Source organism: Sphingopyxis sp. PAMC25046, from assembly GCF_004795895.1.
Taxonomy (GTDB): domain Bacteria; phylum Pseudomonadota; class Alphaproteobacteria; order Sphingomonadales; family Sphingomonadaceae; genus Sphingopyxis.
In genome coordinates this window covers 2,634,306-2,661,183 of record NZ_CP039250.1, presented here as the reverse complement: position 1 = coordinate 2,661,183, position 26,878 = coordinate 2,634,306, and the positions used below count along the sequence as shown (strand labels likewise).

The window sequence follows — 26,878 nt, the reverse complement described above, 5'->3', positions numbered from 1 at the left end:
TCGGGGGTGCCCCTAGCATGGCGACAAGTCCGCTTCAAACGCCCATTTCGACGCGTCGGGCGGCTATCCTGCAACGGACGGGCGAAGCGCTCGAAGCGCGGCTCGAAGCCGAGCGCGAGCGGATCGGGCTTTGGCTCCCCGTCGCATTGGGCGCGGGGATTGCGGCCTGGTTCGCCTTGCCGGCGCATGCGCATTGGATCGGGCTGCTGCTGGCGCTGGCGGCGGGCCTGTTGTTCGGGCTGCTCGTCGGATGGCACAGCCGGCTCGGCCGCTCGCTTTTCGTCGGAAGCGGGGCCGCGGCGGCAGGAATCCTGTTGATCTGGACTCGCGCGCTGTGGGTCGCGGCGCCCGTGCTCGCGGCGCCGGTGACGACGAGCTTTTCCGCCATCGTCGAGCGTGTCGAGCCGCTTCCGGCAAGGGGACAGGTCCGCATCCTCGCGCTGCCGCAGCGGCGGAGCGACCTGCCGCCGCGTGTGCGCCTGACGCTGCGCGCGGGGCAGGCCGCGGGGCTGGCCGAGGGCGAAACGATCGGCGTCCGCACGCGGCTGATGCCGCCGCCGACCGCGAGCCTGCCCGGCGGCTATGATTTTGCCCAGCGCGCCTGGTTCGACGGCATCGGCGCGGTCGGGACGATACTGGGCGAGGTGTCCCGCGTGCCGGGAAAGGAAGCCGCCGCGCCGCCGCTGCGCACACGGCTGAGCGCGCATATCCAGGGCGAGGTCGAAGGTTCGGCGGGCGGCATCGCGGCGGCGCTGGTGACCGGCGACCGCGGCGCAATTTCCGAGGCCGACGAGGAGGCGATGCGCCGCAGCGGCCTCGCGCACCTGCTGTCGATCAGCGGGCTGCATGTGACCGCGGTGGTCGGCTTTGCCATGCTGCTGGCGATGCGCTTGCTGGCGCTCAACCGGCGGCTGGCGCTCGCGGGCCTTGTCCTGCCGCTCGCGGCGGCGGCGGGGGCGCTCGCGGGCGGGGGCTATACATGGCTCGCCGGCGCCGAGGTGCCGACGCTGCGGTCGTTCATCGCGGCGCTGCTCGTGCTCGTCGCCTTTCTGATGGGGCGCGAGGCGCTGACGCTGCGGCTTGTTGCCGCGGGCGCGCTGATCGTGTTGATCTGGCGGCCCGAGGCGCTCGTGGGCCCGAGCTTCCAGTTGAGCTTCGCCGCGGTCACCGCGATCATCGCGCTCCACGAGGGCCCACCGATGCAGCGTTTCCTCGCGCGCCGCGACGAGCCATGGCTGTTCCGCCTGGGGCGCGGGATCGCCGGATTGCTCATCACCGGGCTCGTCGTCGAGGTCGCCCTGGCACCGATCGCACTGTTCCATTTCCACAAGGCGGGGCTCTACGGCGCGCTCGCCAATGTCGTCGCGATCCCGCTGACGACCTTTGTCATCATGCCGGCGGAGGCGCTCGCGCTGCTGTTCGATAGCGTCGGGCTGGGCGCGCCCTTCTGGTGGGTGGCCGAACAGGCCCTGCGCGCGTTGATCGCGCTGGCGCATGGGGTCGCCAACGCGCCGGGTGCGGTGGCGACGATGCCGAACTTTCCACCGTGGGGATTTGCGTTCGCGGTCTTCGGCGGGCTCTGGATATTGTTATGGCGGACGCGCTGGCGCTACGCGGGGGCGGTGCCGCTGGCGATCGGCATGGCGGCGCTGCTCGCCGCGCCGCGCCCCGACCTGCTCGTCACCGGCGACGGGCGCCATATCGCCGCCGCGCTTCCCGACGGCGGCTATGCGCTGCTGCGCGACCGCGCGGGCGATTATGTCCGCGATACGGTCGCCGAGGCGGCCGGGGTCGACGCACCGCTCCTTGCCCTCGCCGAGTTGGGTCATGTCGAATGCAATCGCGATTTCTGCCGCTGGGCGCAGGGTGAGGGCAGCGCGCGGCGCATCATATTGGCATCGCACGGGCGCGACCGGATCGAGGGAGCCGACATGGCAGCGGCATGCGCCGCCGCCGACGTCGTGATCAGCGACCGCTGGCTACCGCACGAATGCGTGGGGCGCTGGATCACGATCGACCGCGACAGCCTCGCCGAAACCGGCGGGCTGGCGATCTATCTGGGCGAAGCGCCAGAAGCCGTCGCCGCGCTTCGCGCGGGCGACGCGCATCCGTGGCGGCTGCCGCAGCAGCTTAGTGGTAACGACGAAGCAGTCCCGAAAGCCGCCCTTGCACGATGACGCGCTCGGCGGGGTAACGCTGCGGCTCATAGGCGCTGTTCGCCGGGTCGAGCCGGATCATCTGCCCTTCGCGGCGGAAATATTTGAGCGTTGCGTCCTGCCCGTCGACGAGTGCGACGACGATGTCGCCCTCGCGCGCGGTGCTCGCCTTCTGGATCAGCGCATAGTCGCCGTCGAAAATTCCTGCTTCGACCATCGAGTCGCCCGATACTTCGAGCGCATAATGTTCGCCCGAGCCGAGCAGCGCGGCGGGGACGGCGAGATTGTTGTGATCCTCGAACGCTTCGATCGGCACGCCGGCGGCGATCTTGCCGTGCAGCGGCACCTCGACGATGTCGTTCGCCGCGATCGGGCGCATCGCGGGCGCGGGCTTGCGCAGCGGCACGACATTTTCGCGCGCCGGTTCGCGTGCCGCTGTCGCCGATTCGGGCACCTTGAGCACTTCGAGCGCGCGCGCACGGTTGGGAAGACGGCGGAGGAAACCCCTTTCTTCCAGGGCGCTTATCAGCCGGTGTATGCCCGATTTCGACTTGAGGCCCAGCGCCTCCTTCATCTCCTCGAACGAGGGCGAAATGCCGCTCGCGTCGAGGCGTAGCTGGATGAAGTGGAGCAGTTCATGCTGCTTCGCGGTCAACATCGGTCGTTCTCCATGATGTCATATCGGACATATTGAGAACGATAGTGGAACAAAGCGGAACTTGTCAAGCGATGACGATATAGTCCGCCATGGCTCCGGCATCGCGCGCGGGCGCGCCGATATCGCGGATCAGCAGCGCATTGGCCGCGGCGAGTGGAAGCGTGCGGCCGCTTTCCTGCCCGATCATCGGCGTCAGGCGGCCATTTTCGAGTCGCGCGCGGAGGTAATCGCGGCGCGTTCCGCCTTCGCCGAGCGGCGCGGCGAGCGGTGCTCGATGCACGGGCGGCAAGGGATGGCTCGCGCCGGCAAGGTGACGGACGAGCGGGAGCAGGAACAAGGTCGCGGTGACGAAGGCCGACGAGGGATTGCCGGGCAAACCGAGGAGGACCGCGTCGCCGAGCGTTCCCGCAATCAGCGGCTTGCCGGGCTTCATCGCGATCTTCCAGAAATCGAGCCGTCCACCAGCATCGGCGAGCGCGCCGCGGACATGGTCGTGATCGCCGACCGACGCGCCGCCGACGGTGACGATGACGTCGTGACGTCGCGCCAACTCCTTGAGCGCACTGGCGAGTTTCGCGCGGTCGTCGGGAATATGGCGCGGCGGCGTGGGCGCAGCTATCTCGCCGACGAGCATCGCGGCGAGCATGACGCCGTTGCTTTCGGGGATATGGCCGGGCGCGAGCGGCCGTCCGGGCTGGACGAGTTCGTCGCCGGTCGTGACGATCGCGACGCGCGGGCGGCGGCCGACGGCGAGGTCCCCCGCACCGCTCATCGCCGCCGCGGCGATGGCGCCCGGGGTCAGACGCGTGCCCGCGGGGAGAAGGCAGTCGCCCGCAGCGAAATCGGCTGCGCGCGAGCGGATGTGGCGCCCGCGCGCGCCGGGGCCGTCGCGCGTCAGCGTCAACGCGTCGCCCTCGCGTGCGACATCCTCCTGCACGATCACCGCGTCGGCGCCGGGGGGAAGCATCGCGCCGGTGAAGATGCGCATCGCCTCACCGGGACCCACGCTGCGGTCGGGCGCGGTCCCTGCAGCGCTTTCGCCGGTGACGGTCCACGGGCCCGGCAAGTCGTCGAAGCGGATCGCGTAGCCGTCCATCGCCGAGAGCGGTGCCGCGGGCTGGTCGCGCAGCGCAACGATATCGCGCGAAAGATGGCGTCCAAGTGATTCGGAAAAGGCGATATTTTCGCTATCGAGCGGTTCGCGTAGCGCGACGAGCCGTGCCTGTGCATCCTCGACGGCGAGCAGTCCGCTCATTCGGCGCGCCAGTCGCCCGAGCGGCCGCCGCTCTTTTCGAGGAGGCGAATGTCGCCGAGCACCATCGCCCGGTCGAGCGCCTTTGCCATGTCGTAGAGGGTGAGCAGGGCGACCGAAGCAGCGGTGAGCGCCTCCATCTCGACGCCTGTTGGTCCCCTCGTCTGGGCGACGGCCGTGACCGCGATGCCACCCTCTTCCCACGTAAAATCGACGCCGACCTTGGTCAGCGCGAGCGGGTGGCAGAGCGGGATGAGGTCGGACGTGCGCTTCGCGGCCATGATCCCGGCGATGCGCGCGGTCGAGAGCACATCGCCCTTCGGCGCGTTGCCGCTCCGGATCGCTTCGAGCGCCTCAGCCGACATGGTGATCCGCCCGCCGGCAACCGCGCGGCGCTCGGTTGCTGGCTTGGCGCCGACATCGACCATGTGCGCGGTGCCGGTCTCGTCGAGATGAGTCGGTTTGAGTGTCATGCGCGGGGAGCGAAGCAAGGTGGGGGGCGAAAGGCAAGGGGGATGGGGGTAAAGCGTTTGCAGTTTTATCCTCCCTGTGGCGAAGCCATGGGGAGGTGGCAGCGGCGTAGCCGCTGACGGAGGGGCTAATAGTGCGAGGTTGCGGCCCCTCCACCACCGCTTCGCGGCGGTCGAGGTTGCGGCCCCTCCACCACCGCTTCGCGGCGGTCCCCCTCCCCATCGCTTCGCGACAGGGAGGATCGGCAATAGCAGTTCCCACCCTAAAGCGAACGTCAGCCCTCCAGCAGCGCCCTCGTTGCCGCCGTGACGTCATCCTGGCGCATCAGGCTTTCGCCGACGAGGAAGGTTTTGACGCCGCTTTGCGCGAGTCTTTCGCAATCGGCGTGGCTCGCGATGCCGCTTTCGCCGACTAGCAAAGTGTCCGGCGGGACCAGTTTTGCGAGGCGTTCGGTGACCGCTAGGTCGGTTTCGAAGGTGCGGAGGTCGCGGTTGTTGACGCCGATGAGGCGCGACTTGAGCCGCGTCAGCGCGCGGTCGAGTTCGGCTTCGTCATGCACCTCGACGAGCACATCCATGCCGCGCTCGATCGCCGCGGCCTCGATCTCTTGCATCGCGCCGTCGTCGAGCGCGGCGACGATGATCAGGATCGCGTCGGCGCCGATCGCGCGCGCTTCGGCGACCTGCCACGGGTCGACCATGAAATCCTTGCGGAGAACGGGAAGCGCGCAGGCGGCGCGCGCGGCGACGAGATAATCCTCATGCCCCTGAAAATAAGGCCCGTCGGTCAGCACCGACAGGCAGGCGGCACCGCCGGCGGCATAGGCCCGGGCGTGGTCCGCAGGATCGAAATCCGCTCTTATCAATCCCTTGGAAGGCGATGCTTTCTTGATTTCGGCGATCAGGCCGAAGCCGCCGGCCTCGATCTTCGCCTGTAACGCCTTGGCGAAGCCGCGCACCGGGCCGGTGTCGACGGCGTCGAGATCGGAAAAGGATCGCGCCGCGCGGCGCTCGGCGACCTCTTCGGTCTTGGTCGCAAGTATCTGGGTCAGCTTGTTCATTTATAGGCGATCCAGCAATTGAGCAGCGCGTTGGCAAGACCCTTGTCGATCGCCTCGGCGGCTTCCTCGACGCCTTCGAGCAAGGTCGTGGCGGCGCCGGCGACGACGAGCGCCTCGGCGGCGTTGTAGAGCACGGCGTCGCGATAGGCGCCGGGTTCGCCCTGCAGCAGTCCGCGGAGCGCCTTTGCATTATATTCGGCGTCGCCGCCGCGGATTTCGGCGAGCGAGCGCGTCGGAAGCCCGGCATCGGCCGCGACGCTGCGCTGCATCCGCACCCCTTCGGGCGTCACCACCGCGACCTCGTTGCCGCCCGCGAGCGACAGTTCGTCGAGCCCCTCGTCGCCCGAGATGACGCGCGAATGATCGGTACCGAGCCGGTGGAGAGCCTCGGCGTAGACGGGGACATAGGCGGGGCGCGCGATGCCGACGAGCTGGCGCGTGACGCGCGCGGGATTGGCGAGCGGCCCCATCAGATTGAAGATCGTCCGCCGCCCGATCGCCCGGCGGATCGGCATGATGCGCTTCATTGCCGGATGGCGCGTGCCGGCGAAGAGGAAGCAGATGCCGAGATCGGCGAGCTGTTCCTCCGCCTGGCGGTCGGCGCGCTCCATGTCGAGGCCCAATGCTTCCAGCGTGTCGGCGGCGCCGGATTTCGAGGAAGCGGCGCGATTTCCATGCTTTGCGACCGGAACCTCACACGCCGCGACGACGATCGATACGGCGGTCGATACGTTGAGCGTATGATGGCCGTCGCCGCCGGTGCCGCAGACGTCGATCGCGCCGGCGGGGGCGTCGATCGGGATCAGCCGCTCGCGCATCGCCTGCGCGGCGGCAGCGATTTCGACCATCGTCTCGCCGCGGTCGGACAGCGCGATCAGGAACTGGGTGACCTGTTCGTCGGTCGCGCCGCCGTCGAGCATCGTCGCGAAGGCGTCCGCCGCCTCGTCGTGCCCCAGCAGCTCCGAGGGGTCGGGAAAGGGGCCGAAGCGGCTCATGCCGCCTGCCGCTCGCCGGCCGGCAATCCCGCGATCTTCAGGAAATTGGCGAGCATCGCATGACCATGTTCGGTCGCGATGCTTTCGGGATGGAACTGGACGCCGTGGATCGGGAGGTCGGCGTGGCGGAAACCCATGACGGCGCCGTCGTCGCTCGTCGCGTTGATGACGAGGCTTTCGGGAATGTCGACGACCTCGAGGCTGTGGTAGCGCGTCGCCTGAAAGGGCGAGGGCAGGCCCGCGTAAAGCCCGCTGCCGTCGTGGCAGACGGGCGAGGTCTTGCCGTGCATCAGGTGACCGCGCTGGACCGTGCCGCCGAAATGCTGGCCGATCGCCTGATGGCCGAGGCACACGCCGAGCAGCGGACGCCGCGCGTCGGCGCAGGCGGCGACGAGGTCGAGGCTGATGCCCGCTTCGTTCGGGGTGCAGGGGCCGGGCGAGATCAGGATCGCGTCGGCGCCGGTCGCCAGCGCCTGTGCCGCGGTGAGCGCGTCGTTGCGCTCGACGCGCACCTGAACCCCCAGCTCGATCAGATAGTGAACGAGGTTAAAGGTGAAGCTGTCATAATTGTCGATGACGAGGATCATGGGCGCGCACTAACGGTTTTGCGGGAATTGGGGAAGGGATAGAAGCTTGGGATGCCGCAAACCCAGCTTCGTCGTCGCGGTGAAGGCGCGGCGACCCTATTCCGCCATCAGTTTGGCGAGGTCGGCCTTCCAGAATTTCGCCCATGTGTGGGTGCTGTGGCCCTTGGTCTCGGCGCTCGCGGGGATGAGGACGAACCTCGCCCGCTTCATGCGCGGGGCTGCCTTTTCGGTGATGCCATAGGCGGGCGGGTTGATGAAATCGTCGGCCGAATTGATCCACAGGACGGGCACATCGATTTTTTCGAGATCCGGCCAGGGATTATAGGTTCGCGAGCTGTCGAGCTGGTAAATCGCATCATTGGCGTCATTGCGGCCATAGGCGCGCGCGAAGGCTTGATCCTTATATTGTTCCGCGGCTTCGCGCGTCGGATATTGCGCCTGCAGCGCATAGGGGTTGGCGCCCGCGATCAGGACGAGCGAGGCGGCGGTGCGCAGGCCCGATGCCGGCGGCTCCTTGTAATCGCCGCCGTTCCATATCGGGTCGGCCTTGATCGCGTCGATCGACAGCGTCCGCCACATGCGGTTCTGCCCCGCGATCTCGACCGGCAGGCAGGCGAAGGGCGCGAGCTTTTCAGCGAAGCCGGGGCGCGTCGTTCCCCACATGAAGGCGTGCATGCAGCCCATCGAGGTGCCGAGAATGAGCTCCAATTTCTTCACGCCGAGCTTTTCGGTCAGCATCCGATACTGGGCGCTGACCATGTCGGTGTAATCGTAGCGCGGGAATTTCATGCGCAGCCCGTCGCTCGGCTTCGACGAACCGCCGTGGCCGATATTGTCGGGCAGGATGATGTAATATTTGCCGGCATCGAGCGGCTGCCCGGGGCCGAACAGCTCGTTTGCGAACTGCGGCTGGAAGAATTGCTTTCCGGTGCCGCCGGTGCCGTGGAGGATCATCACCGCGTTGGTGACATCGCCCTTGGCATCGCGCCGCGGCGTGCCGAGCGTGGTGTAATGAATCTTGAGCTCGGGCAGTTTTTCGCCGGTCGCGAAGGTGAAATCCTGAAGGATCGCATCGCCCTCGACCGCGCCATCGATCGTTTGCGCGTGGGCGGCGGCGGGGCTGGTCAGGACGAGGGCGAGCGAGGCGAGAATCTGGCGCATGGGGGCGAGGCTAGCGGGTTTGCCTTGCGGGGGTAAGCCTTGTGTGCGGTACGTGAGGGGGACGTCTGTTTTGGGGTGGGAAGCGGACATTCCACAACCGTCGCCCCCGCGAAGGCGGGGGCCGCTGTCGTTTACACAATGCCGCTGAGTAAGGCCGCTAGCGGCCCCCGCCTTCGCGGGGGCGACGGCTAGGTTCGGTCGCCGGCCGCCACGACTCGCTACAAGATCACAGCCGCACCATCCGCATCCCCTGTTCGCCATAGCGCGGGCCGCTGGTGCCGCCCTTGGGCGCGGCGGCGTCGATCGCGGCGAGGTCTTCGGCGGTCAGCGTGACGTCGGCGGCGGCGACGCTGTCCTCCATCGTCGCGCGGCGCTTGGTGCCGGGGATGGGAACGATGTCGTCGCCTTGCGCGAGCAGCCAGGCGAGCGCGACCTGCGCCTTCGACACGCCATGCCTGTCCGCCACCGCGCCGATCGCATCGACGATCGCGAGGTTGGCCGGGAGATTCTCGTCCGAATAGCGGGGGTCGTTCCGGCGCCAGTCGCTTTCGGGAAGTTCGTCGCGGCTGCGCACCGCGCCCGCGAGGAAACCGCGGCCGAGCGGCGAATAGGGGACGAAGCCGATGCCATGCTCGCGGCAGACGGGAAGGATCTCGTCCTCGATATCGCGTTCCCAGATCGAATATTCGCTTTGCAATGCGGTGATCGGCGCGGCCTTTGCGGCGCGGCGGAGCGTTTCGGGCCCGGCTTCGGAGAGCGCGATGTGGCGGACCTTACCCTCCTTCACCAGCTCCATCATTCCGCCGACGGTCTCCTCGATCGGCACATTGGGATCGACGCGGTGCTGGTAGAAAAGATCGATCGTGTCGATGCCGAGCCGCTGGAGCGAGCCTTCGCACGCGGCGCGGGCGTTGGCGGGCGAGCCGTCGACGCCGGTGATCTGTTTGCCCTCGAACCGAAAGCCGAATTTGGTCGCGATGACCAGCCCGTCGCGCTTGCCGCGGATCGCCTCGCCGAGCAGTTCCTCATTCGAGAACGGGCCATAGATTTGCGCGGTGTCGAAAAAGGTCACGCCAAGGTCGATCGCGCGGTGGATCGTGCGCGTCGATTCGCCCAAGTCGGCGGCCTCGCCATAAAGGATATTGCCGCCGCGGATCATCGGCATGCAGCCGATGCCGATCGCCGAAACTTCGAGGCCGTGGCCGAGCTTGCGATATTTCATGGCGTTTCTCCTACTGCTTCATTCTCGACGCCGTCGGCGGCATATTTCGTCGCGGCGACATCGCCGATAACATTGCCCAGTGTCCGGAAGATGTCGGGAAAAGTCTCGACCGCGACGAGCAGCCCCAAAGGCGCGACGGGGACGCCCATCGCGATCGCGATCGGCGCAATCGAGGTCACGAAACTGATCGAGCCGGGCAGGCTGACCGAAGAGAGCGCCGCGGCGAGCGCGACCGCAAGCCCCACCGCCATCTCCCACGGTGTCAATTCGACGCCGAACAGCCACGCGACATAGACGACGACCGCGAGGTTCATCGCGGGGCTGGTGAAGCGGAACAATGCGACCGCGAGCGGCAGGACGATATCGGCCTTTTTCGGGTCGACGCCGAGTTCCTCCGACGATTTCAGCATCGCGGGCAGGCTGGCGAGCGAGCTTTGCGTGCTGATCGCGACGGCGAAGGTCGGCACCATCGCGCGCACGAAGCGTGGCAGGGGCACCCCGACGACGAACATTGCGAGAGCCAGGCCAAGGATGATGGTGCAGGCGCCGATCGCCGAAAGCATCAGCACATAATGTACGAGCCCGCCGAACGCGGCGACCCCGGCCTTGATCGCAAGCGCATAGCCCAGCGCGAAAACCCCGAGCGGGGCGAGCGCCAGCACCCATCCGATGACGACGAGCATCGCATCGCCCAGCGCCTTGAAGAAGCCCGACAAGGTTGCGCGCTCCGCGCTACCTACACGGCTGATCGCGAAGGCGAATATGGTCGTGAAAACGATGAGCGGAAGAATCGATGTGTCGGCCGCCGCGGCGATCGGATTGGTCGGGATGAGGCCGAGGACAAAATCGGTGAAGGTGGGCGACGGCACGGCCTCGGTCGAGCCTCCGAGCCCATGACGCAACCCCTCGGCGGCGGCGGCGGACATGGGGAAGGCGCGGAGCAGAAGCGGGAGCACCACCAAGGTCATCAGCCCGGCGACCAGGTTTGCGCCGACGAAGATCGCCACCGCACGGCCGGCCAGTTTGCCCGCCCGCGCGGCATCGGCCGTGGCGGTGATGCCCGTTACGAGGAGCGCGACGATCAGCGGGATGATCGTCATCTTGAGTGCGTTGAGCCACAGCAGGCCGATCCATTCGACATAGGGCAGCGATGCCGTTCCCCATTCGACCGAGATCATCTCGACGCCGATCCCGAGCAACATGCCGGCGACCAGCGCCGAGAGAATGAACCAAGCGGATTTCAAAGCGGATTCTCCCGGCGATTTTTATGGCCAGCTTGCCAAGCAAAAGAGGGTGACTTAGAGCACCTCTCGAAAGAAACGGGAACCGGTTTTTGGGCCGGGAAATGCTCTGCGGGGGCCATCCCGCAGGAAGCCGGGACGGGCATTTGCCGGTCGATGGTCAGATAGCAGAGGGAAGATGCGCAAGTTTTTCGGAACCGACGGGATTCGCGGCCTGACCAACCGGGCCCCGATGACGGCGGAGGTCGCGATGCGCGTCGGCATGGCGGCGGGCGCGCATTTCCTGCGCGGCGACCACAAGCATCGCGTCGTGATCGGCAAGGACACGCGATTGTCGGGCTATATGCTCGAAAACGCGCTCGTTGCGGGCTTTACCAGCGTCGGCATGGATGTCGTCCAGGTCGGCCCGATGCCGACGCCGGCGATCGCGATGCTCACGCGCTCGATGCGCGCCGACCTGGGCGTGATGATCTCCGCGAGCCACAATCCCTATCAGGACAACGGGATCAAGCTGTTCGGCCCCGACGGATATAAATTGTCCGACGAGGATGAGGCGCAGATCGAGCACCTGCTCACCGTCGAGCCGAGGCTGGCCGATGCGGCGCATATCGGCCGCGCCAAGCGCATCGACGACGCGCGCGGGCGCTATATCCACGCGGTGAAACAGAGCCTGCCCGAATCGGTGCGTCTCGACGGCCTGCGTATCGTGCTCGATTGCGCCAACGGCGCGGCGTACAACAGCGCGCCGACGGTGTTCTGGGAGCTGGGGGCCGACGTCGTCGCGATCGGAGTCGAACCCAATGGCACCAACATCAACGACAAATGCGGATCGACCGCGCCGGCGATGCTGCAGGAAACGGTCGTCGCGAGCGGCGCCGATATCGGCATCGCGCTCGACGGCGATGCCGACCGGCTGATCGTGGTCGACGAAAAGGGAACGATCATCGACGGCGACCAGATCATGGGACTGATCGGTGCGAGCTGGGCGCGGCAGGGGCGGCTGAAGGGCGGCGGCGTCGTCGCAACGGTGATGTCGAACCTCGGCCTCGAACGTTTTCTGGAGGGCGAAGGGCTGCGGCTTGAGCGCACGAAGGTCGGCGATCGCTATGTCCTCGAACGGATGAAGGAAGGCGGCTTCAACGTCGGCGGCGAGCAGTCGGGCCACATGATCCTGTCGGACCATGCGACGACCGGCGACGGCACGCTCGCGGCACTGCAGGTGCTCGCCGAACTCGTCGCGGCCGGGAAGCCCGCGAGCGAGCTGCTTCACCGGTTCGACCCGGTGCCGCAGCTTCTGAAGAATGTCCGCTTTGCGGGCGGCAAGCCGCTTGAGCACAAGGATGTCGTTGCGGCGATCGCCGAAGGCGAGGCTACGCTCAACGGGCGCGGACGTCTGGTCATCCGTCCGTCGGGTACCGAACCCTTGATCCGCGTGATGGCGGAGGGCGACGACGCGGGGCAGGTGGAGCAGGTCGTCGACATGATCTGCGACGCGGTGCGCGCGGCGGCGGCCTGAATATCAACCCTCTCCCGTTTGTCCCCGGGCCGGACCCGGGGTTGTCGAAGCATCGTTCTTTTCTCTATGGATGGGAAAGGAAGAACGGCCCTTCGACAAGCTCAGGGCGAACGACTTTTAAGGAATCTAGACATGCTTGAAATGCGACCCGATTGCGAAAAATGCGGACGCGATCTGCCCGCCGACATCCACGGCGCCTTCATCTGCTCGTTCGAATGCACTTTCTGTGCGAACTGCGCCGACAGGCTTGACGAGCGTTGCCCCAATTGCGGCGGCGACCTGCTCGACCGTCCGCTGCGCGAGGGGGCAGCGCTGGCGAAATTCCCGGCATCGACGGAGCGAAAGTATAAGGGGTGACCGCACGCGTTCTGATTGTCGCCGGATCGGATAGCGGCGGCGGCGCGGGCATCCAGGCCGATATCAAGGCGGTCACGATGCTCGGCGGCCATGCGATGACCGCGATTACTGCGATCACCGCGCAAAATACGCTGGGCGTGCAGGGCGTCCATCCCGTTCCGACCGACATGGTGCTTGCGCAGATCGACAGCGTTGCGTCGGACATCGGCGTCGATGCGATCAAGATCGGCATGATCGGCGGCGCCGAAACGGCGACAGCGGTGGCCGAGCGGCTGTCGCGGCCCGACCTCGCGCAAGCGGCGCTGGTGTTCGATCCGGTGATGATCGCGTCGAGCGGGTCGGTGCTCGCCGACGCCGCGACGATCGCAGCGTTCAAGGCCTTGCTCGATCGCGCGATGGTCGCGACGCCGAACCTGCCCGAACTCGAAGCGCTGGGCGGCGAGGAGGCGGTGCTCGCGCACGGCTGTTCGCTGCTCGTCAAGGGCGGCCATGCCGAGGGCGAAACCGTGACCGACCGCCTGCTCGAAACGGGCGAAGGCGAGGTCGCGCGCTGGGAAGCGCCGCGGATCGACACGCCGCACAGCCACGGCACCGGCTGCACTCTCGCCAGCGCGATCGCAACCGGGCTGGCACAGGGCATGCCGCTGGAACCCGCGATCGCGCGCGCGCGCGATTTCGTGCGGCTGTCGCTGCATGGCGCGCCGGGGCTGGGCGCGGGGCATGGCCCGATGGGGCAGCAATATGTGCGCAACGACGGGCTGTTCACCGGGCCGGCGCTCAATCAGATCACCGTGCCCGCGACCGATTATGCGGTGTCGATCGCTTTCTACAAGCAACTCGGGCTGACCCAGATCGTCGATAGCCCGGACAATGGCTATGCGCGTTTCGAGGCGGCGAACGGCGTCACCCTATCGATCCATGCCGGCGACGGCGCGGCGGGCGGCGCGACGACCTATCTGGAGAGCGGCGCGCTCGATGCGTGGGTCGCCTATCTCGCGCGGCGCGGGGTGCGTTTCGACCAGATGCCGAAGGACGAGGAGTGGGGCTGGCGCGAGGCGCGGCTGACCGACCCGGCGGGCAACCGGCTGTGTCTGTATCAGGCGGCCGAATATCGGCGTTACCCGCCGTGGCGGATTTCATGATCGTCGGGGTCGACGAAGCCGGGCGCGGTCCGCTCGCGGGCCCGGTGGTCGCGGCGGCGGTGCTGCTCTGCGAAGGCGGGATTACCGGGCTCGACGATTCCAAAAAGCTGACCGCAAAGCGCCGCGGCGAGCTGGAGATCGAGATCAAGGCGCGCTGCCGCTGGGGCGTCGGCGAGGCGAGCGTCGTCGAGATCGACCGGATCAACATATTGCAGGCGACGTTCCTCGCGATGACGCGCGCGGTCGAGGCGCTGGGGTTCGATCCGCATGAGGTGCTGGTCGACGGCAACCGGCTGCCCAAATGGCGCTACAGCGCGCGCGCGATCATCGGCGGCGACGCACTGCATCCGTGCATCTCGGCGGCGAGCATCCTTGCGAAGGAACATCGCGACCGCTTCATGGTCGCGGCGGCGCGTGACTATCCCGGCTTTGGCTGGGAGACCAATATGGGCTATGGCACGGCATATCATCTCGCGGCGCTGCGTCAGCATGGCCCCACGCCGCACCATCGGACCAGCTTCGCTCCGGTCGCACAAATGCAGCTGGTCTGACCGCCCGACAGCCTAGGGTCAGGACCCATTAATTCCGCGATCGAGGTTTGAAGCGATTTTGCTCAGGGCGAGGAGAAAAGGCGAAGGAATATGTCGATATTTCCAGACTTTTCGACGAAGCTATGGGCAAAATCGGTCAAATCCCGCAGGGACGCCGAAATGACTTCGATCTCGGGCCCGCGCGGCCTTGCGGGTAGCGATGCTACCCGCTGCACCCGCCCAAGCCCGATATCTTCGTCATTTCGACGCCTCGAACGTGGAATTAATGGGTCCTGACCCTAAGAAGGGGAAACGGCGATGAGCAGGGGATTTTCGGCCGACGATGTCGCCACGCAGGCGGGGCGGCGTTTCCTTGTCACCGGCGCCAACGCCGGTATCGGTTTCGAAGTGTCCAGAGTCCTCGCCGCGCGCGGCGCGCACGTGATCGTCGCCTGTCGTGACGGCGACAAGGCCGAGGGGGCGATAAACCGCATCCGGGCCGATGTGCCGGGCGCCGAGCTGTCCTTCCAGCCGCTCGATCTCGCCGATCTCGATCAGGTCCGCGATGCCGCGAAGGCCATAGTCGCGGGGCCGCGGATCGACGTGCTGGTCAACAATGCCGGGGTCATGATCCCGCCCAAAACACTCACGGAACAGGGTTATGAGCTGCAATTCGGGGTGAATCATCTCGGCACCTTTGCCTTCACGGGCCTGGTCCATCCGCACGTCGACGATCGCATCGTCATCACCGGCAGCATCGCGCATAAAAGCGGGACGATGGATTACAGCGATCTGTCGGCGTCGCGCGGCTATCACAACTGGTCGCGTTACCAGATGAGCAAGCTCGCGAACCTGCTCTTCATGTTCGAGCTCGACCGCCGATTGAGCGCCGCGGGCCGCGCGACGCAGGCGATCGGTTGCCATCCCGGCGTCGCGCTCACCGAGTTGCAGCGCCACCTGCCGCTGCCGCTGCGCGCATTGACCCCGCTCGCGTCGCCTTTCTTCAACAGCGCGGCGCAAGGGGCGTGGCCGACGTTGCAGGCGGCGACGGGCGCGCATGTGCAGGGCGGCGACTATCTGGGGCCGCAGGGGCTGGGTGAAGTGACGGGCCGCTCGGGTCCGGCACGCGCGACGCGCATGGCGCGCGATCCGAAGCTGGCGCGCGAGCTGTGGATGCGCTCGATCGAACTGACGGGGGTCGATCCGGGTCTCTAAGTCCTTCTCCCCTTGGGAAGAAGGATAGGTAGCCTTATCGCAAAGCGATTAGGCGGACTTGGATGAGGGCATTTGCGCCATCAGACCCTCACCCAGCTCCGACTAGGCAGCAAGCTGCCAAGTCTCCACATCCCTCTCCGCCAAGGGGAGAGGAAAAAATTTTCGCCAGTGAGTCCTCATCGCCACACTACCAGTGGTTGAGTCTGCGATTCGCGGCAGACTCCATATCCTGTGTCAGACTCCTTTCGTTCTCATCGCGTTAACCAGTTAGTCACGCGGAATCCCTAGAGTCCTGCGCTTGACGGCGGTTGCCGCCTGACTCATCAGGGCCTTCTTTCAGTCGAAGACAGGGGCGAAACATGGGTGTGATGGAACGGGTCAAGGCGCCGGCGACGAAGCAGCGGACGTCCAAGGTCGACCCCGCGGACCTGCCGCTCGACAGCATCTTGCAGGGCGATTGCGTCGAGATGATGCGCAGCCTGCCCGCCGCGTCGGTCGACATGATCTTCGCCGATCCGCCCTATAATCTCCAGCTCGGCGGCGATCTGCTGCGTCCCGACGGCAGCCAGGTCGACGCGGTCGACGACGATTGGGACAAGTTCGACAGCCTTGCCACCTACGACCGTTTCACCCATGCTTGGCTCAAGGAAGCGAAGCGCATCCTGAAGCCGAACGGCAGCATCTGGGTGATCGGCAGCTATCACAACATCTTCCGCGTCGGCACCGCGCTCCAGGACAATGGCTACTGGATCCTCAACGACATCGTGTGGCGCAAGGCGAACCCGATGCCCAATTTCAAGGGCACGCGCTTCACCAATGCGCATGAGACGTTGATCTGGGCGTCGATGGGCGAAAAGTCGCGCTATACCTTCAACTATCGCGCGATGAAGACGCTGAACGACGAGCTTCAGATGCGTTCGGACTGGCTGATCCCGATCTGCGGCGGCCAGGAACGGCTCAAAAAGGGCGGCACCAAGGTGCACCCGACGCAGAAGCCCGAAGCCTTGCTCTATCGTATCCTGCTCGCCTGTTCGAACCCCGGCGACGTGATCCTCGATCCCTTTTTCGGTACCGGCACGACGGGTGCGGTCGCGAAGCGCCTCGGCCGCCATTTCATCGGCATCGAGCGCGAGGATGACTATATCGCCGCGGCGAACGAGCGCATCGAAATGGCGCTGCCGCTCGACGAGAGCGCGGTAAGGACGATGATGGCGCCGAAAGCCGCGACGCGCGTCGCGTTCGGCACGCTCGTCGAATGCGGGATGATCGCGCCGGGAACGCTGCTGACCGATACGAAGCGCCGCTGGAAGGCGAAGGTGCGCGTCGACGGCAGCCTCGATTGCGAAGGGCAGGCGCCGGGATCGATCCACAAGGTCGGCGCGGGGGTGCAGGGCGCGCCGAGCTGCAACGGCTGGACTTTCTGGCATATCGATACCGGCAAGGAATTGCGCGTGATCGACGCGGTGCGGCAGGACTGGCTGCTGGCGAACGAGGCTTAACAGGCGTCGCCCCCGCGAAGGCGGGGCCGCAGTCGGCTTGTCACGACGTGGCGGCTCAATGATGCGAGCGGCCCCCGCCTTCGCGGGGGCGGCGGATAGGGGGGACGGGCATGTTTCAACCACTCACCAAGTCCGGCCTCGGCAAGACCTGGGAGGACGCGCGCGTCTATCTCCGCCCGACCTGCTTCGTCGACCGCCCGCACGAGCTGGACGAGCATTGCCTGCGCATCGCCGACACGATGGTCTGGTTCGCGGCGTGGCATGTCAGCCTGCGCGACGATGGCGCGGTTAAATCGGCGATCGTGCCGGTCGCCGAACTCGACGGCTGGATCGCGGCGATGCCCGACCGGCTCGCCGAGGCAGCGACAGCACAGCGCGCCGGAGTGGCGCGGCCGCGCGGTAATCTCCAGCTCGGTGAGCGGACCGTCCGGCTGGGCGAGCCGCAGCTGATGGGCATTTTGAACGTCACCCCCGACAGCTTTTCCGACGGCGGCAAGCATGTCGATGCCGCCGCCGCGGCCGAAGCGGGTTTCGCGATGGGCGCTGCGGGCGCGGCGATTATCGACGTTGGCGGTGAATCGACGCGCCCCGGCGCGCCGCTGATCTGGGAAGGCGACGAGATCAAACGGATCGAGGGCGTCGTTGCCGCGCTGGGGAAAGGCGGCGTCGCGGTATCGATCGACACACGCAAGGCCGCGGTGATGGAGGCCGCGCTCGCGGCGGGCGCGCACATCGTCAACGATATTTCGGCGCTGCGCTACGACGACCGCGCGATGGAGGTCGTGGTCAGGGCGGGCTGCCCGGTGGTGCTGATGCACGCGCCGTCGGCGAAGAGCGATCCGCACGAGGGCGGCAATTACGCGCATGTTTTGTACGACGTCTACGACATGCTCGCCGAGCGCGTCGCGGCATGCGTCGCGGCGGGGATCGACCGCGCGAAGATCATCGTCGATCCGGGGCTAGGTTTCGGCAAGGGCGTCGGCGACAATCTCGCGCTGATCAACGGCCTTGCGCTGTTCCACACGCTCGGCTGCCCGATCCTGTTCGGCGCGAGCCGCAAGCGGATGATCGGCGCGCTCGATAACGAAGCCCCCGCCGATCAGCGGCTCGGCGGCACCGTCGCGCTGCACTATCAGGCGGCAACGCACGGTGCGCAGTTGCTGCGTGTCCATGACATTGCCGAGAACCGGCAAGCGCTGCGCATCTGGCGCGGGCTGCGCGACGCGGCGCTGACGGCTTAATTCCCCTCCCGCTTGCGGGAGGGGTTAGGGGAGGGCCTGTAGGTCTCCCGCTCTTGGCTCCCGGAAACAGGCCCTCCCCCGGCCCCTCGCGCAAGCGGGAGGCAAGAATCTTCCGCCCGCCGCGCCTTCTTTCCGCGCGCGACCTCGGTCGCGAGCGCCTCGAAGCGCGGTTCCCAAGTGCGGCGGAAGCGTTGCACCCACGCGTCGACCTCGTCGAAGCGTTCGGGCGCTACGGCGTAGAGCCGCCGCCGCCCGTCGGCCTGTGAGGTCGCAAAACCGCTGTCGCGCAGGATGCGCAGATGCTGCGACACCGCCGGCTGCGAGATGGCGTATTCGGCGGCGATCACCTCGACGATCTCGCCGGACGCGCGCTGGCCGTCTGCCAGCAGTTCGAGAATACGGCGGCGCACCGGATCGCCGAGGATATCGAAGGCGTGGCTCATTCGGGCGCGGCGCCGCCGGTGTAGAAGGCGGTCGTATTGGCGCCCGCGCGGGTCGCGGCATCCGCGGCGGTGCCATAAGCGATCGACGCGGCGGCCCACGCGTCGCTACTCGATGTCGCGAACGCCTTGCCTTCGTCGCTCAACGGCCATGTCTCTTCGGCGAAGCGCTCTTGCACCGCCTCGCCGGTTTCGAGATGCCAAGCGAGCCCGAGCAGCGACAGGTCCCAGCCGACGCCGACCGCGCCGGGACCGAACCTGTCCCAGAATTCCTCCGACTTGTCGTCGAGCGGGGCGATATGACGGAGGGTCAGGCGCGTGCTGTCGACGCCAGCTTCGGCCAGCTCGACCTCGACCCAGCTCATGCCTCCGCCGAATTCCCAAGTGAGCGCGAAGCTCTTCGGCGGTTCGCACGCGGTGACGGTGCCGCCGGCATTGCCCTTGATCTGATATTTTCCGCCGAGTTCGAGCTCGCCCTCGACCGGCGCGAACCAGCGCGGGATGCGCGCCTTGTCGGTGATCGCGTTCCAGAGATCGTCGATATGGGACGGATAGTCGCGCGAGGCGACGACCGCGCGCGCCGGCGCGCCATCGTGGGTGACATTCTCGACCTTGCGGACGACCATGGCGGCCTGGGCGATGGTATCGAACGGCATGATGATTCTCCCGATTGCTGTCGGGACAAATATATAAGCTGTGACTTATATATCAAGCGCGATCGGTCGACCCGGGCGAGAGGAAGGTCAGGCTGCGGTATCGATCCCGAGATCGCTCAGCTTGCGGTAGAGCGTCGAGCGGCCGATGCCGAGGCGGCGGGCGACTTCGCTCATGCGGCCGCGGTAGTGGCCGATCGCGAGGCGGATGACGTCGGCTTCGATCTCCTCGAGTGGACGCAAATTGCCGTCGGGCAGATAGAGGGTGACGCCGATCGCCTCGCCGTTGATCGCGACCTCGCCGTCGCTGCTCACGCCGCCGCCGAGCGCGGCCTCGATCGCGCGGAAATCGGCACTGGTCAGCACGTCGGTCGCGCTCTCGACCGCGGCGCGGAACAGCACGTCCTGCAATTGGCGGACATTCCCCGGCCAGGCATAGGCGGCGAGCAGGCGCAACGCGTCGTCGGTGACGCCGATCGGTCCCATTCCGGGAAGGCCGCCGATGCGTGCTAGCAGGTGACGCGCGAGCGGGCCGACGTCGCCGCGGCGCTCCGAAAGCGAGGGCAGGGTGAGCTGCGCGCTCGACAGCGCGTAGAACAGATCTTCGCGGAAGTGCCCGGCCTCGATCAGCTTGTCGAGCGGGCTTGCGCTCGTCGCGATGATTCGCACGTCGACGCTCTGGCGGATAGAGCCGCCGATCATCTGAACTTCGCCCGAGTTCAGGAATTCGACGAGCTTCGCCTGCGTTTCGAGCGGGATGCACTCGACATGGTCGATGATGATGCTGCCGCCGTCGGCCTGCACGAGGCGGCCGACCTGACGGTCGAACGCGCCCGGAAAGGCACCGCGTTCGTGGCCGAACAGTCCCGAGCCGATCAGGCCTGGCGAGACCGCCGAGCAATCGACCATCACGAGCTGCCCGCGCGCACGCGGACTCGCGCTGTGGATCGCGCGCGCGAAGACTTCCTTGCCGGTACCGGGCTTGCCGTTGATCATCACCGGCACGCGGGCGCGCGCCGCCTTCGCGGCGATCGCGAGCGCGCTGCGGAAATTGGGGCTCGACCCGATGATTTCTTCGAAGGCGAGCGGCGCGCGCAGCTTTTCGGTGAGCGGGCGAAGCTCCCCCTGCGGACCACTGGTCGATACGACGCGGTCGAGCGCCTCGAGCAATCGGTCGGGCGCGATCGGTTTCTGGACGAAGTCGCTCGCCCCGGCGCGCATCGCGCCGACCGCGACCTCGACCCCGTTACGCATCGTGATGACGACGAGCGGCAGCGCGGGGCGCCAGCGGCGCAGTTCGGCGACGAATTCGGCGATATCCATGCCCGGAGCGCCCTGATCGACGAGCACCGCATCGAGTGCCATGCCTTCCTGCGTGCCGAGCTTGGCGAGCGCGGTATCGGTGTCGGGCGCGACGACGCTTCGCCAGCCGCCGCGCGACGCCAGCGCCGAAAGGAAGCGCTGCTGGGCAGGCTCGCTGTCGACGATCATCACCGTTCGCGTGTCGCGCGTGCTAGTCATCGTTTCGAATCTGCCCCCTGAACCGACATTGCTACGGGTATGTTCTGCTGTGGGACGCATATCTATCCGATAGGGGTAAAAGGGCGATTAAGGCCAATCCTCTTTTGCCACAGGCTTATAATGGTGCCAAACCCGCACTTGAGCATCGCGGGGCGCGTGGCTAAGACCGGCGCGATAACCGATTCTGGGCGCTGCGCTGTGCGTTTGCGCACAGCAAATGACGTAATAGGGGAAAAGCGATGGCACAGCAGGAAATGAAGGCAGCGAACGAAACCTATTCGGGTTTCCTCAGCCTGCTAAAAGTCGGGTCGATCATCACCGCGGTGGTCACGCTCTTCGTCGTTCTCCTCATCGCCTCCTGATCCGGCCGGCATGCGCATCGCCGTATTGAAGGAGCTCGTCGCCGGCGAGACCCGCGTCGCCGCAACCCCCGAAACCGTGAAGAAATTCATCGGTCTGGGCGCCGAACTTGCCGTCGAGTCGGGGGCGGGCGAACAGGCCTCGATCGCCGATGCCGATTATAGCGCCGCGGGCGCGAGCGTCGGCAGCCGCGCCGATGTGCTCAAGGGCGCGAACATCATCCTCGGCGTGCAGGGGCCCGATCCGGCGAGCCTGTCGGGCTTTGCCGATGGGGCATGGCTCGCGGCGGGGCTCAACCCGTTCGGCGAGCGCGAACGCGTCGATGGCTATGCCAAACTCGGGATCGAGGCGCTGGCGATGGAATTCATGCCGCGCATCACGCGCGCGCAGTCGATGGACATTCTTTCCAGCCAGGCGAATCTCGCGGGCTACAAGGCGGTGCTGATGGCGGCGAACGCCTATGGCCGCGCCTTTCCGATGATGATGACCGCCGCGGGCACCGTCAGCGCCGCCAAGGCGTTCGTGATGGGCGTCGGCGTCGCGGGACTTCAGGCGATCGCGACCGCGCGGCGCCTCGGCGCCCAGGTCAGTGCGACCGACGTGCGCGCGGCGACCAAGGAACAGATTCTTTCGCTCGGCGCCAAGCCGATCTTTGTCGAGAGCGTCGCGGGGATCGAGGGCGAGGGCGCGGGCGGCTATGCCACCGAAATGTCCGACGAATATAAGGCGGCGCAGGCCGAGCTCGTCTCGTCGCACATCGCCAAGCAGGACATCGTCATCACGACAGCGCTGATCCCGGGGCGCCCCGCGCCGCGGCTGATTTCGGATGCGCAGCTCGCGACGATGCGCAGCGGCAGCGTGATCGTCGACATGGCGGCCGAAAGCGGCGGCAATGTCGAGGGCTCGGTGCCCGGCGAAGCGAAGAAGATTCACGGCGTCACCGTGATCGGCGCGAAGAATATCGCCGCGCTGATGCCCGCCGACACGAGCGCGCTGTTCAGCCGCAACCTTTTCAACTTCCTCTCCGCCTTTTGGGACAAGGAAGCGGGCAAGCCCGTGCTCGACGAGGAAATCGGCAATGCCGTCCGCCTGACGCAGGGCGGCAAGGTCGTCAACGAGCGGCTGCTGGGATAAACGAAATATGGGTCTGTTCAGCGCCGGGGATATCGACGTCGCCGGCGCGCAGGCCGAATTTCAGGCTTGGCTGATCGATGGCGAGCGCGTGCTCGCCGCCTTTCGCACCGTTCGCGACACCGCGCTGCTCACGAACCTGCGCTTCATCTTCGTTGACGTGCAGGGGCTCACCGGATCGAAGAAGGAATTCCTGAGCATTCCGTGGCGTTCGGTCACGCGCTTTTCGTTCGAGACGGCGGGCACCTTCGATCTCGACGCCGACATGAAGATGTGGGTTTCGGGCGCTGCGACACCGCTCGAGGTCAAGATTTCGCGCAAGAGCGACCCGCAGCATATCCACCGGCTGATGACGCAGTTGATCGTCGGCCGCTGAGGCTGGCGTCATAAATCTCCGCCGCGCGGTAACAAGAGCGTCACCGACGGCGTGTTGATGCCGGTGCGTGGCGGCCGATTCGGGCCGCGGACAGGCTTTTCGAAGGATATCATATGAAGACCCTCCTGATTTCGGTCGCCGCCGCGGCCGCGCTCGCGCTGTCGGGCTGCGGCAAGGGCGAAACGCCGGCTGAACCGGCCGCGGCCGATGGCGCGATGTCGTCCGCGATCGGCGGCGATGCGTCGGCGATGCAGGCGACGAGCACGATCGCCGCGAACCTCGCGGCCTCGCCGAACCACAGGATGTTGACGGCGGCGCTGACGCAGGCGGGGCTCGCCGCGACGCTGTCGGGTACGGGTCCGTTCACGCTCTTCGCGCCGACCGACGCCGGTTTCACCCAGGTCCCGCCGGTGACGCGCGACGGCTGGATGCGCCCGGCGCAGCAGGCGGTGCTGGCGGGCGTGCTCAACCATCATATCGTCCCGGGCAAGCTGACCGCCGCCGACTTGGCAGCGAAGATCGACGCAGGTGGGGGAAGGGCGGTGCTCAAGACCGCGGGCGGGCAGGATCTGACCGTGACGAAAAGCGGCAACGCGATCCTGCTGACGAGCAGCAGCGGCAACAAGGCGGCGGTGACCGGCGCCGACCTCGACCAGTCGAACGGCGTCATCCATATTGTCGACGCGGTGCTGGTGCCTGCGATGTAGAAAGCTCGCCGTCGCTCCGATGCGGACTGGCTGCTTCCGACCGATTGCGGACGTCAGTTATCTATGAGAGCGAAATGTGGCTCGCCGCAAGTTATGATATCGAGGCACCCAGCGCCCGTCATGAACCGATAGTGCGTGGGAGATCCTTCAACGAGACGCCAAGTTTCTGATTGCGCGCCATAAAGCGGATCGCCCTCTACGCGATATGCAAAATGATGCGGAATCAGGCCAACCCAGTCTTTGGGGTCGCTTTCCGTGCTCAACGGAAATTCATCCAACATCCGCACTATAACCGGGCAATCAGGAAAGCTCACGACCATGGTTCGGCTGTCTCCCACTATCGCAAACTCTGCGGTTCCGCTCTGCCAATTGAATGACAGAAGGTCGGCCCCGTCAGCGTCCGTCCATGGCGCGCAGCTTTCGATCGGATAGTATTGGATCATCGGACAGTATTAGACGCCGGTAGCAACGCTCATCAACGACTTCTTCGTCCGCTTCCCACCCCGACCGGGACGTTCGATTGCCCAAGCCCAAGACTTTGGTAACGACATTTTATGTCGAAAGGCGCCCGCATTTCCGGTCTTCGGAAATGCGGGCGCCTCTTTTTTGTCCGCTTTGGAGTCGACAGGCCCGACCGCGCGCGGCAAGAGGTGCGCGAAACGGAATCAGCAGGGGAGCGAGCCCGTGGATTTTATCGCGATTTTTTCGATTTTCGTATTGGCGTGCTTCGTCGGCTATTTCGTCGTCTGGTCGGTGACCCCGGCGCTGCACACGCCGCTGATGAGCGTCACCAACGCCATTTCCTCGGTCATCATCGTCGGCGCCCTGATCGCGAGCGCCGCGGCGGGCTCGGCCTCGTCGAAATGGCTCGGGCTTGCCGCCGTCGTGATGGCGAGCATCAACATTTTCGGCGGCTTTGCGGTGACGTCGCGCATGCTTGCGATGTACAAGAAGAAGGGGCGCTGAGATGGATATTCAGGCCATTCTCTCCGCCGCGGCCGGCGGCCATGGTGCCGTGAACCCCTGGGCGGCCGTTGCCTATCTCGTGTCGGGCGTTCTCTTCATTCTCGCGCTCCGCGGTCTTTCGAGCCCGGCGACGGCGCAGAGCGGCAACCGCTTCGGCATGATCGGCATGGCGATCGCTGTGGTGACCACGATGCTCACGCATGCACCGGTGGGCGCCGACGGTCTACTCGACACCATCTCGCTCGTCGAAATTCTTGTGGCGATCGGGATCGGTGCGGTCATCGGCATCGTCATGGCGCGCAAGATCGCGATGACCGCGATGCCGCAGCTCGTCGCGGCGTTCCACAGCCTCGTCGGTCTGGCCGCCGTTGCGGTTGCGGCGGCCGCCTATCTCAACCCGCTCGCGTTCGGAATCGCCGATGCCGCGGGACAGATCCACACCGTCAGCCGCGTTGAAATGGGGCTCGGCATCGCGATCGGCGCGATCACCTTCTCGGGATCGGTCATCGCCTTCCTGAAGCTCAACGGCAATATGTCGGGCGCGCCGATCATGCTGCCGGGGCGGCATGTCATCAATCTCGGCACGCTTGCCGCGATCATCGGCCTCGTTGCCTATTTCACCTTCGATCAGTCGCCGTGGGTGTTCTGGACGGTCACGGGCCTCAGCTTCCTGATCGGCTTCCTCTTGATCATCCCGATCGGCGGCGCCGACATGCCGGTCGTCGTGTCGATGCTGAACAGCTATTCGGGCTGGGCCGCCGCGGCGATGGGCTTCACGCTCGGCAACACCGCGATGATCATCACCGGCGCGCTCGTCGGCTCGTCGGGTGCAATCCTGTCGTACATCATGTGCCGCGCGATGAACCGCAGCTTCATCAGCGTGATCGCGGGCGGCTTCGGTGGCGACGATGCCGCGGCGGCGGCTGGCGGCGCGAAGGAACAGCGCCCGTGGAAGCCGGGCAGCGCCGACGACGCGGCCTTCCTGATGAGCCAGGCCGAAAATGTCATCATCGTCCCCGGTTACGGGATGGCGGTGGCGCAGGCGCAGCACGCGCTGCGCGAAATGGCCGATCAGCTCAAGAAGGAAGGCGTCAACGTCAAATATGCGATCCATCCGGTCGCGGGGCGTATGCCGGGGCATATGAACGTGCTGCTCGCCGAGGCCAATGTGCCCTATGACGAGGTGTTCGAGCTCGAGGACATCAACGGCGAATTCGCACAGGCCGACGTCGCTTTCGTCATCGGCGCCAACGACGTGACAAACCCGGCGGCCAAGACCGACAAGACGTCGCCGATCTATGGCATGCCGATCCTCGACGTCGCCAACGCCAAGACGGTGCTGTTCGTGAAGCGCTCGATGGGCGGCGTGGGCTATGCTGGCGTCGACAACGACGTCTTCTATATGGATCAGACGATGATGTTGCTCGGCGATGCCAAGAAGATGGCCGACGACATCGTCAAGGCATTGAGCGGAAGCGGGCACTGACGCCTTGCCGCAAAACTTCGTTCGCGGGCTTGCCCGCGGGCGCCAGTTTTTCTAGCCAAGTTCGGGACCGGGTCCGGCGAGACCCGGTCCTGTTGTTTTTCGGAGGACCATTTTGCGAAAGATCGGCCTGATCGGGGGAATGAGCTGGGCGTCGACCGAGCTATACTACCGTCATCTCAACAAGGGGGTGCAAAAGCGCCTTGGCACCGCCTGTTCGGCGCCGATCCTGATGGAGAGCCTCAACTATTGCGAGTTGTCGCGCATCACGACGGCCGAGCAATGGGCGCATGCGAAGGAGGTGCTGATCGCTTCGGCGAAGCGGCTCGAGGATGCCGGCGCGACCGCGCTGATGATCGCGGCCAATTCGATGCACAAGGTCGCCGAGGATGTCGCGGCGGCGATCTCGATCCCCTTGCTGCATATCGTCGACGAGACCGGCGAGAAGATGAAGGCCGACGGCGTCAAGGCGGCGGCGGTGATCGGCACGCGCAACGTGATGACCGAGCCCTGGTTCCGCCAGCGGCTCGTCCGCCACGGGCTGACGCTCGCACCCTATGACGCGAGCCGCGCCGACGAGATCGACCGGATCATTTACGAAGAACTGATGCTCGGCAAGGTGAACGAAAGCTCGCGCCGGACGATGAAAACCTTCATCACCGACATCGCGAAGCAGGATATCCAGGCGGTCGTGCTTGCCTGTACCGAATTGGTGATGCTCGTCGACACCGACGCCAACGTCCTGCCGATCTACGACACGACGCGCATCCACGTCGCGGCGGGCGTCGACTGGATTTTGGGCGAGGGGTGATAAAAATCCTCCCTGCGGCGAAGCCGTGGGGAGGAGGACCGCCCGCGCAGCGGGTGGTGGAGGGGCCGCGACGGCAGTGCTATGGGGCCCCTCCGTCAGCGCTTCGCGCTGCCACCTCCCCATGGCT

27 protein-coding genes are annotated in these 26,878 nt (G+C 66.3%); 15 read left to right on the top strand and 12 right to left on the bottom strand.

Annotated features, from left to right (window positions below):
- The first annotated feature begins 17 nt into the window (after positions 1-17).
- Positions 18-2,177, top strand: a complete 2,160-nt coding sequence (locus tag E5675_RS12550; RefSeq protein WP_136174814.1) for a ComEC/Rec2 family competence protein — start codon at positions 18-20, stop codon at positions 2,175-2,177.
- Here E5675_RS12550 and lexA read toward each other — a convergent pair.
- From lexA to E5675_RS12505, 9 genes are all read right to left on the bottom strand, one after another.
- Complete coding sequence (gene lexA / locus E5675_RS12545) at positions 2,131-2,814, bottom strand: transcriptional repressor LexA (RefSeq protein WP_136174813.1); 684 nt, start codon at positions 2,812-2,814, stop codon at positions 2,131-2,133. The two genes, E5675_RS12550 and lexA, sit on opposite strands and share 47 nt — an antisense overlap.
- A gap of 64 nt (positions 2,815-2,878) precedes the next feature.
- Positions 2,879-4,069 carry a gephyrin-like molybdotransferase Glp gene (gene glp / locus E5675_RS12540; RefSeq protein ID WP_136174812.1) on the bottom strand — a complete coding sequence of 397 codons (1,191 nt, stop codon included), beginning with the start codon at positions 4,067-4,069 and terminating at the stop codon, positions 2,879-2,881.
- Positions 4,066-4,539, bottom strand: a complete 474-nt coding sequence (gene moaC / locus E5675_RS12535; protein ID WP_136174811.1) for a cyclic pyranopterin monophosphate synthase MoaC — start codon at positions 4,537-4,539, stop codon at positions 4,066-4,068. Before moaC ends, glp begins: the two co-directional genes overlap by 4 nt.
- Positions 4,540-4,811: 272 nt before the next feature.
- Entirely contained in the window at positions 4,812-5,597 is a 786-nt protein-coding gene (gene trpC, locus E5675_RS12530; RefSeq protein WP_136174810.1) for an indole-3-glycerol phosphate synthase TrpC, read from the bottom strand.
- Positions 5,594-6,592: an anthranilate phosphoribosyltransferase gene (trpD, locus tag E5675_RS12525; protein ID WP_136174809.1), complete on the bottom strand. Its 999-nt coding sequence runs from the start codon at positions 6,590-6,592 to the stop codon at positions 5,594-5,596. Before trpD ends, trpC begins: the two co-directional genes overlap by 4 nt.
- A complete protein-coding gene (locus E5675_RS12520) occupies positions 6,589-7,179 on the bottom strand; it encodes an aminodeoxychorismate/anthranilate synthase component II (RefSeq protein ID WP_136174808.1) in 591 nt (196 codons plus the stop codon). Before E5675_RS12520 ends, trpD begins: the two co-directional genes overlap by 4 nt.
- Before the next feature lie 96 nt (positions 7,180-7,275).
- The gene (locus tag E5675_RS12515) at positions 7,276-8,340 is read right to left on the bottom strand and encodes an alpha/beta fold hydrolase (protein WP_136174807.1); all 1,065 of its coding nucleotides are present in this window, start codon (positions 8,338-8,340) and stop codon (positions 7,276-7,278) included.
- 226 nt (positions 8,341-8,566) lie between these two features.
- Positions 8,567-9,562, bottom strand: coding sequence for an aldo/keto reductase (locus tag E5675_RS12510; protein WP_136174806.1), 996 nt, complete (start codon positions 9,560-9,562; stop codon positions 8,567-8,569).
- The gene (locus E5675_RS12505; protein ID WP_136174805.1) at positions 9,559-10,806 is read right to left on the bottom strand and encodes a dicarboxylate/amino acid:cation symporter; all 1,248 of its coding nucleotides are present in this window, start codon (positions 10,804-10,806) and stop codon (positions 9,559-9,561) included. The genes E5675_RS12510 and E5675_RS12505 overlap by 4 nt, the downstream gene beginning before the upstream one ends.
- Before the next feature lie 175 nt (positions 10,807-10,981).
- Here E5675_RS12505 and glmM point away from each other — a divergent pair, with 175 nt between their 5' ends.
- The 7 genes from glmM (at position 10,982) to folP (ending at position 18,303) form a co-directional block, all read left to right on the top strand.
- The gene (glmM, locus tag E5675_RS12500) at positions 10,982-12,319 is read left to right on the top strand and encodes a phosphoglucosamine mutase (RefSeq protein WP_136174804.1); all 1,338 of its coding nucleotides are present in this window, start codon (positions 10,982-10,984) and stop codon (positions 12,317-12,319) included.
- A gap of 132 nt (positions 12,320-12,451) precedes the next feature.
- Positions 12,452-12,676: a DUF1272 domain-containing protein gene (locus E5675_RS12495; RefSeq protein WP_136174803.1), complete on the top strand. Its 225-nt coding sequence runs from the start codon at positions 12,452-12,454 to the stop codon at positions 12,674-12,676.
- Positions 12,673-13,818: a bifunctional hydroxymethylpyrimidine kinase/phosphomethylpyrimidine kinase gene (gene thiD, locus E5675_RS12490; protein ID WP_136174802.1), complete on the top strand. Its 1,146-nt coding sequence runs from the start codon at positions 12,673-12,675 to the stop codon at positions 13,816-13,818. Before E5675_RS12495 ends, thiD begins: the two co-directional genes overlap by 4 nt.
- Complete coding sequence (locus E5675_RS12485) at positions 13,815-14,369, top strand: ribonuclease HII (RefSeq protein WP_136174801.1); 555 nt, start codon at positions 13,815-13,817, stop codon at positions 14,367-14,369. The genes thiD and E5675_RS12485 overlap by 4 nt, the downstream gene beginning before the upstream one ends.
- Positions 14,370-14,666: 297 nt before the next feature.
- Positions 14,667-15,563, top strand: coding sequence for an oxidoreductase (locus E5675_RS12475; protein WP_136174800.1), 897 nt, complete (start codon positions 14,667-14,669; stop codon positions 15,561-15,563).
- 359 nt (positions 15,564-15,922) lie between these two features.
- Positions 15,923-17,062, top strand: coding sequence for a site-specific DNA-methyltransferase (locus E5675_RS12470; protein WP_136174799.1), 1,140 nt, complete (start codon positions 15,923-15,925; stop codon positions 17,060-17,062).
- 110 nt (positions 17,063-17,172) lie between these two features.
- Positions 17,173-18,303 (top strand): dihydropteroate synthase, encoded by a 1,131-nt coding sequence (folP, locus tag E5675_RS12465; RefSeq protein WP_136174798.1) that lies wholly within the window; start codon positions 17,173-17,175, stop codon positions 18,301-18,303.
- On the opposite strand, the gene E5675_RS12460 is transcribed toward folP, so the two are convergent.
- From E5675_RS12460 to E5675_RS12450, 3 genes are all read right to left on the bottom strand, one after another.
- Complete coding sequence (locus tag E5675_RS12460; RefSeq protein ID WP_247594601.1) at positions 18,300-18,746, bottom strand: metalloregulator ArsR/SmtB family transcription factor; 447 nt, start codon at positions 18,744-18,746, stop codon at positions 18,300-18,302. The two genes, folP and E5675_RS12460, sit on opposite strands and share 4 nt — an antisense overlap.
- A complete protein-coding gene (locus tag E5675_RS12455) occupies positions 18,743-19,399 on the bottom strand; it encodes an SRPBCC family protein (protein ID WP_136174797.1) in 657 nt (218 codons plus the stop codon). Before E5675_RS12455 ends, E5675_RS12460 begins: the two co-directional genes overlap by 4 nt.
- Before the next feature lie 87 nt (positions 19,400-19,486).
- Positions 19,487-20,917, bottom strand: coding sequence for a sigma-54 dependent transcriptional regulator (locus E5675_RS12450; RefSeq protein WP_136174796.1), 1,431 nt, complete (start codon positions 20,915-20,917; stop codon positions 19,487-19,489).
- 239 nt (positions 20,918-21,156) lie between these two features.
- On the opposite strand from E5675_RS12450, the gene E5675_RS12445 reads away from it, so the two are divergent.
- The 7 genes from E5675_RS12445 (at position 21,157) to E5675_RS12410 (ending at position 26,751) form a co-directional block, all read left to right on the top strand.
- Positions 21,157-21,279, top strand: coding sequence for an aa3-type cytochrome c oxidase subunit IV (locus E5675_RS12445; RefSeq protein ID WP_136174795.1), 123 nt, complete (start codon positions 21,157-21,159; stop codon positions 21,277-21,279).
- Between the two features lie 10 nt (positions 21,280-21,289).
- The gene (locus E5675_RS12440) at positions 21,290-22,411 is read left to right on the top strand and encodes an NAD(P) transhydrogenase subunit alpha (RefSeq protein ID WP_136174794.1); all 1,122 of its coding nucleotides are present in this window, start codon (positions 21,290-21,292) and stop codon (positions 22,409-22,411) included.
- Between the two features lie 7 nt (positions 22,412-22,418).
- Positions 22,419-22,784: a PH domain-containing protein gene (locus E5675_RS12435; protein WP_136174793.1), complete on the top strand. Its 366-nt coding sequence runs from the start codon at positions 22,419-22,421 to the stop codon at positions 22,782-22,784.
- 113 nt (positions 22,785-22,897) lie between these two features.
- Positions 22,898-23,491 (top strand): fasciclin domain-containing protein, encoded by a 594-nt coding sequence (locus E5675_RS12430; RefSeq protein ID WP_136174792.1) that lies wholly within the window; start codon positions 22,898-22,900, stop codon positions 23,489-23,491.
- A 684-nt stretch (positions 23,492-24,175) separates the two neighbouring features.
- Positions 24,176-24,457 carry a proton-translocating transhydrogenase family protein gene (locus E5675_RS12420; protein WP_136174791.1) on the top strand — a complete coding sequence of 94 codons (282 nt, stop codon included), beginning with the start codon at positions 24,176-24,178 and terminating at the stop codon, positions 24,455-24,457.
- A 1-nt stretch (position 24,458) separates the two neighbouring features.
- Positions 24,459-25,943, top strand: a complete 1,485-nt coding sequence (locus E5675_RS12415) for an NAD(P)(+) transhydrogenase (Re/Si-specific) subunit beta (RefSeq protein ID WP_136174790.1) — start codon at positions 24,459-24,461, stop codon at positions 25,941-25,943.
- Positions 25,944-26,055: 112 nt separating this feature from the next.
- Positions 26,056-26,751 (top strand): amino acid racemase, encoded by a 696-nt coding sequence (locus E5675_RS12410; protein WP_136174789.1) that lies wholly within the window; start codon positions 26,056-26,058, stop codon positions 26,749-26,751.
- Positions 26,752-26,878 lie beyond the last annotated feature (127 nt).

Excerpts from the sequence above, each read along its gene's own strand:
- E5675_RS12550 (WP_136174814.1), top strand. The coding sequence starts at position 18 with ATGGCGACAAGTCCGCTTCAAACGCCCATTTCGACGCGTCGGGCGGCT.
- lexA (WP_136174813.1), bottom strand. The coding sequence starts at position 2,814 with ATGTTGACCGCGAAGCAGCATGAACTGCTCCACTTCATCCAGCTACGC.
- glp (WP_136174812.1), bottom strand. The coding sequence starts at position 4,069 with ATGAGCGGACTGCTCGCCGTCGAGGATGCACAGGCACGGCTCGTCGCG.
- moaC (WP_136174811.1), bottom strand. The coding sequence starts at position 4,539 with ATGACACTCAAACCGACTCATCTCGACGAGACCGGCACCGCGCACATG.
- trpC (WP_136174810.1), bottom strand. The coding sequence starts at position 5,597 with ATGAACAAGCTGACCCAGATACTTGCGACCAAGACCGAAGAGGTCGCC.
- trpD (WP_136174809.1), bottom strand. The coding sequence starts at position 6,592 with ATGAGCCGCTTCGGCCCCTTTCCCGACCCCTCGGAGCTGCTGGGGCAC.
- E5675_RS12520 (WP_136174808.1), bottom strand. The coding sequence starts at position 7,179 with ATGATCCTCGTCATCGACAATTATGACAGCTTCACCTTTAACCTCGTT.
- E5675_RS12515 (WP_136174807.1), bottom strand. The coding sequence starts at position 8,340 with ATGCGCCAGATTCTCGCCTCGCTCGCCCTCGTCCTGACCAGCCCCGCC.
- E5675_RS12510 (WP_136174806.1), bottom strand. The coding sequence starts at position 9,562 with ATGAAATATCGCAAGCTCGGCCACGGCCTCGAAGTTTCGGCGATCGGC.
- glmM (WP_136174804.1), top strand. The coding sequence starts at position 10,982 with ATGCGCAAGTTTTTCGGAACCGACGGGATTCGCGGCCTGACCAACCGG.
- E5675_RS12495 (WP_136174803.1), top strand. The coding sequence starts at position 12,452 with ATGCTTGAAATGCGACCCGATTGCGAAAAATGCGGACGCGATCTGCCC.
- E5675_RS12485 (WP_136174801.1), top strand. The coding sequence starts at position 13,815 with ATGATCGTCGGGGTCGACGAAGCCGGGCGCGGTCCGCTCGCGGGCCCG.
- E5675_RS12475 (WP_136174800.1), top strand. The coding sequence starts at position 14,667 with ATGAGCAGGGGATTTTCGGCCGACGATGTCGCCACGCAGGCGGGGCGG.
- E5675_RS12470 (WP_136174799.1), top strand. The coding sequence starts at position 15,923 with ATGGGTGTGATGGAACGGGTCAAGGCGCCGGCGACGAAGCAGCGGACG.
- folP (WP_136174798.1), top strand. The coding sequence starts at position 17,173 with ATGTTTCAACCACTCACCAAGTCCGGCCTCGGCAAGACCTGGGAGGAC.
- E5675_RS12460 (WP_247594601.1), bottom strand. The coding sequence starts at position 18,746 with ATGAGCCACGCCTTCGATATCCTCGGCGATCCGGTGCGCCGCCGTATT.
- E5675_RS12455 (WP_136174797.1), bottom strand. The coding sequence starts at position 19,399 with ATGCCGTTCGATACCATCGCCCAGGCCGCCATGGTCGTCCGCAAGGTC.
- E5675_RS12450 (WP_136174796.1), bottom strand. The coding sequence starts at position 20,917 with ATGACTAGCACGCGCGACACGCGAACGGTGATGATCGTCGACAGCGAG.
- E5675_RS12445 (WP_136174795.1), top strand. The coding sequence starts at position 21,157 with ATGGCACAGCAGGAAATGAAGGCAGCGAACGAAACCTATTCGGGTTTC.
- E5675_RS12440 (WP_136174794.1), top strand. The coding sequence starts at position 21,290 with ATGCGCATCGCCGTATTGAAGGAGCTCGTCGCCGGCGAGACCCGCGTC.
- E5675_RS12435 (WP_136174793.1), top strand. The coding sequence starts at position 22,419 with ATGGGTCTGTTCAGCGCCGGGGATATCGACGTCGCCGGCGCGCAGGCC.
- E5675_RS12430 (WP_136174792.1), top strand. The coding sequence starts at position 22,898 with ATGAAGACCCTCCTGATTTCGGTCGCCGCCGCGGCCGCGCTCGCGCTG.
- E5675_RS12415 (WP_136174790.1), top strand. The coding sequence starts at position 24,459 with ATGGATATTCAGGCCATTCTCTCCGCCGCGGCCGGCGGCCATGGTGCC.